Source organism: Mucilaginibacter sp. (genome assembly GCF_964263795.1).
GTDB lineage: Bacteria > Bacteroidota > Bacteroidia > Sphingobacteriales > Sphingobacteriaceae > Mucilaginibacter.
This window is the reverse complement of sequence record NZ_CAXVWK010000038.1, coordinates 1-6,278: the sequence shown is the minus strand read 5'-3', so window position 1 is coordinate 6,278 and position 6,278 is coordinate 1. Positions and strand designations below refer to the sequence as shown.

Below are 6,278 nucleotides of genomic sequence, written 5' to 3'. Positions count from 1 at the left end.
TCCTGAACCCGGATCGTAAGAGCATGCCCGATATCGATACGGATTTTGATGATGCCGGCCGCCAGAAGGTGATCGACTACGTAGTTGATAAATACGGAAAAAACCAGGTAGCACAGATCATCACTTACGGTTCGATGGCTGCCCGTACCAGTATCCAGGATGTTGGCCGGGTACTGGATATGCCTTTATCTGATGTGAATGCGCTGAAAAAGCTGGTGCCCGAAACCCTGGGCATTAACTTAAAGACCGCTATAGAGCAGGTGCCCGAACTGCAAACCATCTACAAATCGGCCGATTTGAAAGGGATAGTACTCCGCGAGGCCGAAAAACTCGAGGGATCTGTACGTAATACAGGTGTACACGCGGCAGGTATTATTATTGCACCGTATGATCTTACCGATATTGTACCGGTAGCGACAGCCAAAGACTCAGACCTTTTGGTTACCCAGTACGACGGCCGCGTGATTGAGGATGCAGGCGTAATTAAGATGGATTTTCTGGGCCTTAAAACGCTTACCATCATCAAGGATGCCCTGCGGATGATTAAACATAATCACGATCATGAGATCGAGATAGATTACATCCCGCTGGATGACCTGAAAACATATGAACTTTACCAGCGTGGCGATACCAATGGCACTTTCCAGTTTGAAAGTGACGGGATGCAGATGTACTTGCGCGACCTGAAACCCGATAAGTTTGAGGATCTTATTGCCATGAACGCGCTTTACCGCCCCGGCCCGATAGAGTACATCCCCAACTTTATTAAGCGTAAGCACGGGCAGGAAGCCATTGTGTTTGACCTGGCTGATATGGAAGAGTACCTGGGCGAAACGTACGGTATTACCGTATATCAGGAGCAGGTGATGCTTTTATCCCAAAAGCTGGCGGGCTTTAGTAAAGGCGATGCCGACGTTTTGCGTAAAGCAATGGGTAAAAAGCAGATCGACGTACTTAATAAAATGGAATCGCAGTTTATGGATGGCGCTATGGCAAAGGGCCACGCTAAAGATAAACTCACCAAGATCTGGACGGACTGGAAAGCTTTTGCGCAGTACGCGTTCAATAAATCGCACTCTACCTGTTACGCTTTTGTTGCGTACCAAACGGCTTATCTGAAAGCGCATTACCCGGCAGAGTATATGGCTGCTGTATTGAATAACCAAAACAACATGGAGAAGATCACCTTCTTTATGGAAGAATGCCGCCGCATGGGGGTGGAGGTTTTAGGCCCTGATATTAATGAAAGCGATATGGCTTTTACCGCTAACAAAAAGGGTGTGATCCGTTTTGGAATGGCAGGTGTAAAAGGTGTGGGCGAAAAGGCGGTAGAAAGCATTATTGAAGAACGGGTAGCCAACGGCCCTTACAAAAGCGTTTACGATTTTGCGCAGCGATCAAACACCCGCTCGGTAAACCGTAAATCGTACGAAAACCTGGTTTATGGCGGCGCGTTCGATGAATTTGGCCTTAACCGTGCACAGTTTTTTGCCAAGACAGAGAACGGCCTGTTAACCGGTATCGAACGGTTGATCAAATATGGCAACGATTATCAAAATACGCAGAATAGTTCGCAGGCCTCACTGTTCGGTGGTTCTGTTGCCTCGTATATACCCGAGCCTACTATGCCCGAGGCAGAAGAGTGGGCGCTGATAGAAAAACTAAAATACGAAAAGGAGGTTATCGGTATATACCTTACCGGCCACCCTTTAGATAATTATAAGTTAGAGTTAGAAAAATATTGCAATACCACTATCAGTGAGTTAAAGAACGTGCAAAAGGCGCGATCTGGTGAGGGGGGCGAAGAGGTGATGGCTAACCTGGCCAATCTGCGTAAACGCGGCGAAATCTGTATTGGTGGGTTAGTAGCCAATGTACAGCACCGCTTTACAAAAATGGGTAAACCCTTTGGCTCGTTTGTGTTAGAAGATTACAATGAATCTTACGATTTTGCCTTTTTTGGCGAGGACTACGTAAAATTCCGTAACATGATGGTAGAAGGATACTTTCTGCACATTAAAGGTTTAATAGAAGAGAAATATCGGCAAAAGGATAACTGGGATATGCGGGTAACCAGCATGAGCCTGTTATCTGAAATGCGCGACAAGCTTACTAAATCTATAACCGTTTGCGTGGATGTAAAGGCTTTGAATAACCAGCTGTTGGATAACCTGCAGCAGATCATCAACATTAATAACGAAAAGTATCCCGCTAAAAGCTGTACGTTGAAATTTAAGGTGAAGGACGGCGAAGAATCGATGTATGTGGATTTAGCTTCGAAATCTGTACGCGTTAGCCCAAGCGACGATCTGATGGCTGAGATTTATAGTTTGACTAATACGCAGGCCGTATTATTGTAGGATTTGGGCTGCGTTTGTATGCTGATTATTCCACATCTGTCATTATTTTCCACAACTCTAATATAATTGTCACATTGTCATGTAGCTACTTGTGGCAAGCTATTTGAATAGTATATATTTGTACACTAAAATTTTAAATATAAAAATCATGGCTTTAGAAATAACTGATGCAAACTTTGACGAGCTTGTTCTTAAATCGGATAAACCGGTACTTGTAGATTTTTGGGCAGAGTGGTGCGGTCCATGTAGGATGGTAGGCCCTGTGGTTGAAGAGATTGCTAAAGAATACGATGGCCAGGCCGTTGTAGGTAAAGTAAACGTAGATAATAACCCAGGTATATCTATGAAATTTGGTATTCGTAACATCCCGGCCTTGTTGTTCTTCAAGAACGGTGAGATAGTTGACAAGCAAATTGGCGCAGTTCCAAAATCAGTATTGGCTGATAAATTGGCTAAACAGTTAGTATAACCCCAATATATATTATTGAAAAAGGCTTCGGATATCCCGAAGCCTTTTTTGTGCAATTACGTTAGCTTTTCATTCCCTTATTTATTGTCATACTTGTCCCTGCTTACATCCTGGTTACGCTGCCGCTGCCGGCTTTTGAACTGGAAATGTTTTTTGCCGAACCGGTGTAATGCACATCGCCCGAACCAACTACCGACGCATCGATTCTATCAGCTGCATTTACCCGTGCATCACCAGAGCCAGCAACCTTAACGGATGTGTTGGCAGTGATCAAACCCTGACCGGTAAAATCTCCGGAGCCTACTACGCTTACGATCGAAGTTTCGGCACGGCCGCTGATGGTGATATCGCCTGAGCCTGATACGTTGCTTTCCAGATTTTTGACATCTACTTTGCCGGTCAGATCACCTGAGCCGGTCAACTTTAATTTCAAAGACGGGGCACGTAACCCGTTCTTAAAAAACACATCGCCCGAGCCGGAAAGGCTAACCGCATTAACATCTTTGATAGACACATAAACTACGATCTTTTTGTTGTTTCCCCAGCTCCAGTTCATACCATTATTGTTTTTGGTATAGATCTTTAACACTCCGCCATCTACTTCGGTTATAATGCGGTCGATGATATCTGAAGGGGCATCAACCTTTACCGATTCTGATGAACCCTGGGTAACGTATACATCAAAAGATCCGGATACGCTTACGGCATTGAAACCCGATAAGTGGCGGTCTTCCGAATCATTAGCCTTAACATTAGTATTTGCTTTCGCGAAAGTGAGGCTGCTAACAACAACCATAGCAGCTGCGGTCAGGATAGTTTTTAGTGATTTCATGCGTTGAATAGTTAGTTTAATCATTAGATGCACTTTGTAACTTAAAAGTTGCACCAAATCAAAAATAAATTAAGCTATCGGTTGCACATACCTGTAAAACATGTCCAAAATCTGCGGAAATTTGCAAAAGTGTTCACGTTCACTGCCGTGAACGACTATGTATTACGTTAATTTACTGATAAACAGTGTATTCCTGTTTTGCCTACTGTCAATATCGCGCCACCACTTTTCTCGCCTGAATTTCTTAATTAACCAGCACCCCTATGTAATAATTAAAGGTATCCGCTTCGATGTTGTCTTTCGTTGCGCCATCGATAGTAACCGGGGTAAACCGGGTACGTGGTGTAATAAATTTATATTCACCTCCTTTAACCCGCACACGAACAGGCATATTAAAGCCGGGTACATCGGCAATCCAGCGGCAGGTAAGCTTACCGTTCAGGGTCATGAATTCCAGTATTGGTATGCCTTTGTATTTAAGATACTGGTCAAATACAGGGGTAAGATTTTTGCCGCTTTGTTGGTTAATGTAATCTACAATTTGGGTGTAGGTAACTGTTTGGTGGTAAAAAGTTTTATTAAGGCCGCGTAAAATGTCGCGCCATTTGTCGTCGTCATTAATAATGGTACGTACCATGTTGAGCAGGTTGCCGCCTTTCGGGTACATGTCGCCGCTGCCCTCCTTGTTAACGCCGTACGGGCCAACAATCGGCTCATCGTTTTGGATGCCCAGGCGGCTGCCATGCACATATTCCTGTGCGGCCTGCTTGCCCCAAATGCTTTCAATAAATAACGATTCGCTGTAATTGGTAAAACTTTCGTGGATCCACATATCCCCCAGGTCCTTTGAAGTTATGTTGTTGCCAAACCATTCATGGCCGCTTTCATGCACTACTATAAAATCCCATTTTAATCCCCAGCCGGTGGCCGATAGATCGCGTCCCAGGTAACCGTTGCCGTAGTGGTTGCCGTATGCTACACCGCTTTGGTGCTCCATACCCAAATGGTGCGTTTCTACCAGTTTATAACCGTCTTCATAAAAAGGGTAGGGGCCAAACCAGTGTTCAAACGCTTTTAACATAGGCTTAACATTTGCGGCAAAATGCTTTTTGGCCTTCTCTACATTATAGCTTAACGGCCAGTAATCTAAGGTAAGCTTGCCTTTTTCGCCCATGTAGGTATCGCTGATGTGCGCATAGTCGCCAATGTTGGCTTCGATATCATAGTTGTTAATGGGATTAGACACAAACCAGTCGAACCGGGTATAGCCGTCTTTTAGCCTGGTAACTTTGCGCAAACGCCCGTTGCTTACATCCTTTAAACCATTTGGCACACTGATGCTGATCAGGGCGCTGTCAACTTCATCGGCTTGCTGATCTTTTGTAGGCCACCAAACGCTGGCGCCCATACCCTGGCAAGCTGTCGAGACCCATTTATGGCCTAAAGAATCGGTGTTGAACTCCACGCCGCCATCCCAAGGTGCACGTTTAGCAATGGTAGGGTTGCCGCTGTAGTAAACGGTAAACTGATCTTTACTTCCTTTGCTGATGGTTTGCGGGAAGGTTACGAATACCGCGTTAAACTCGCGTGTGTAGGGCAGCTCTTTGCCTTTGTAAACTACCTTTTCAACCTTAAGGTTACTAAAAAGGTCGAATTGCAGTTTAGTGAAATCTGCATCAGCAGTAAATTTAAACAGTACGTTACCGCTGATGAATTTCTGGTCGATATCAAACTTTACATCCAGGTGGTAGTAGTTGATATCGTAACAGGTACGCAGCGGCGTTGTGATAGAACCTCTTAATGTGTCGGCGCGTGTAAACGCTTCTTTACGGGCGCCCAATTGGGCAAAGGATATAACTGGCAGCATTAGTACCGCCAGCAGCGAAAGCAATTTATAACTGAATTTCATCATCATTAAATAAGATCGGTAAATATAAAAAATGGGTTGAGAAATTGTCTCAACCCATTTGTATCGATCAGGACTATCCCTGATCTAAATTTTCTTAAATTATTTCAGCACCTCAACATCAATAAAGCTGTCGTTGTAAACGGTGTGGGTCGCTTTGATGTAATCTGCCTCATCGGCTTTGTAAGGGTTCTCTACAAATTTTTGCGGATTACGCGCAAACAGCGGGAACGCGGTGCTTTGCACCTGTACCATAATGCGGTGTCCCTTTTTAAAAGTGTGCAACACATCCTGCAGGCGGAAATTTACATCTGTTTTTTGATTGGCCACCATTGGTATGGCTTTCTCGAAACCGTTTCTGAAACGTGCCGGCATTACTTCGCTGCGCACCATTTGCTGGTAATTGCTTAGTATAATGTTTTTGTTTGGCATGTAAGGGTTGTTTTGCTCATCGGGCGGGTAAACGTCTATCAGCTTCACAAAGAAATCGGCATCCGTACCGGTTGTGGCAACTTTAAGGTTAGCCATGATCTCGCCGCCCAGGGTAACGTCATCAGTTAATACATCCGTCTGGAAAACCAGCACATCTGTACGGCGCCCGGCAAAGCGCTGGTCTTCGCTCATGTAGTTATGCGGCGTAAAGCCCATGGTGGTGGTATTGTCTTCGGTATAAGGAACCGGCTTCATGGGGTCGCTTACAAAGCTGGTTGA

Annotated in this window: 5 protein-coding genes; 2 read left to right on the top strand and 3 right to left on the bottom strand. The window is 44.8% G+C overall.

Annotated elements, in window-relative coordinates:
* Together ACE5CV_RS07110 and trxA are read left to right on the top strand one after the other, a co-directional pair.
* The coding region (locus ACE5CV_RS07110; protein WP_374949473.1) for a DNA polymerase III subunit alpha at nucleotides 1-2,360 on the top strand (2,360 nt) is incomplete at its 5' end.
* A gap of 148 nt (nucleotides 2,361-2,508) precedes the next feature.
* A complete protein-coding gene (trxA, locus tag ACE5CV_RS07105) occupies nucleotides 2,509-2,829 on the top strand; it encodes a thioredoxin (RefSeq protein ID WP_374949472.1) in 321 nt (106 codons plus the stop codon).
* Between the two features lie 103 nt (nucleotides 2,830-2,932).
* Here the strand turns inward: trxA and ACE5CV_RS07100 are convergent, their stop codons facing one another.
* The 3 genes from ACE5CV_RS07100 to ACE5CV_RS07090 form a co-directional block, all read right to left on the bottom strand.
* Nucleotides 2,933-3,661: a head GIN domain-containing protein gene (locus tag ACE5CV_RS07100; protein ID WP_374949471.1), complete on the bottom strand. Its 729-nt coding sequence runs from the start codon at nucleotides 3,659-3,661 to the stop codon at nucleotides 2,933-2,935.
* 244 nt (nucleotides 3,662-3,905) lie between these two features.
* A complete protein-coding gene (locus tag ACE5CV_RS07095) occupies nucleotides 3,906-5,573 on the bottom strand; it encodes a M1 family metallopeptidase (protein ID WP_374949474.1) in 1,668 nt (555 codons plus the stop codon).
* A gap of 96 nt (nucleotides 5,574-5,669) precedes the next feature.
* A partial coding sequence (locus tag ACE5CV_RS07090) for a CocE/NonD family hydrolase (protein WP_374949470.1) occupies nucleotides 5,670-6,278 on the bottom strand: 609 nt, incomplete at its 5' end.

What these genes read in the sequence shown, in the direction of transcription:
- trxA (WP_374949472.1), top strand. Translation starts at nt 2,509, where the DNA reads ATGGCTTTAGAAATAACTGATGCAAACTTTGACGAGCTTGTTCTTAAA.
- ACE5CV_RS07100 (WP_374949471.1), bottom strand. Translation starts at nt 3,661, where the DNA reads ATGAAATCACTAAAAACTATCCTGACCGCAGCTGCTATGGTTGTTGTT.
- ACE5CV_RS07095 (WP_374949474.1), bottom strand. Translation starts at nt 5,573, where the DNA reads ATGATGAAATTCAGTTATAAATTGCTTTCGCTGCTGGCGGTACTAATG.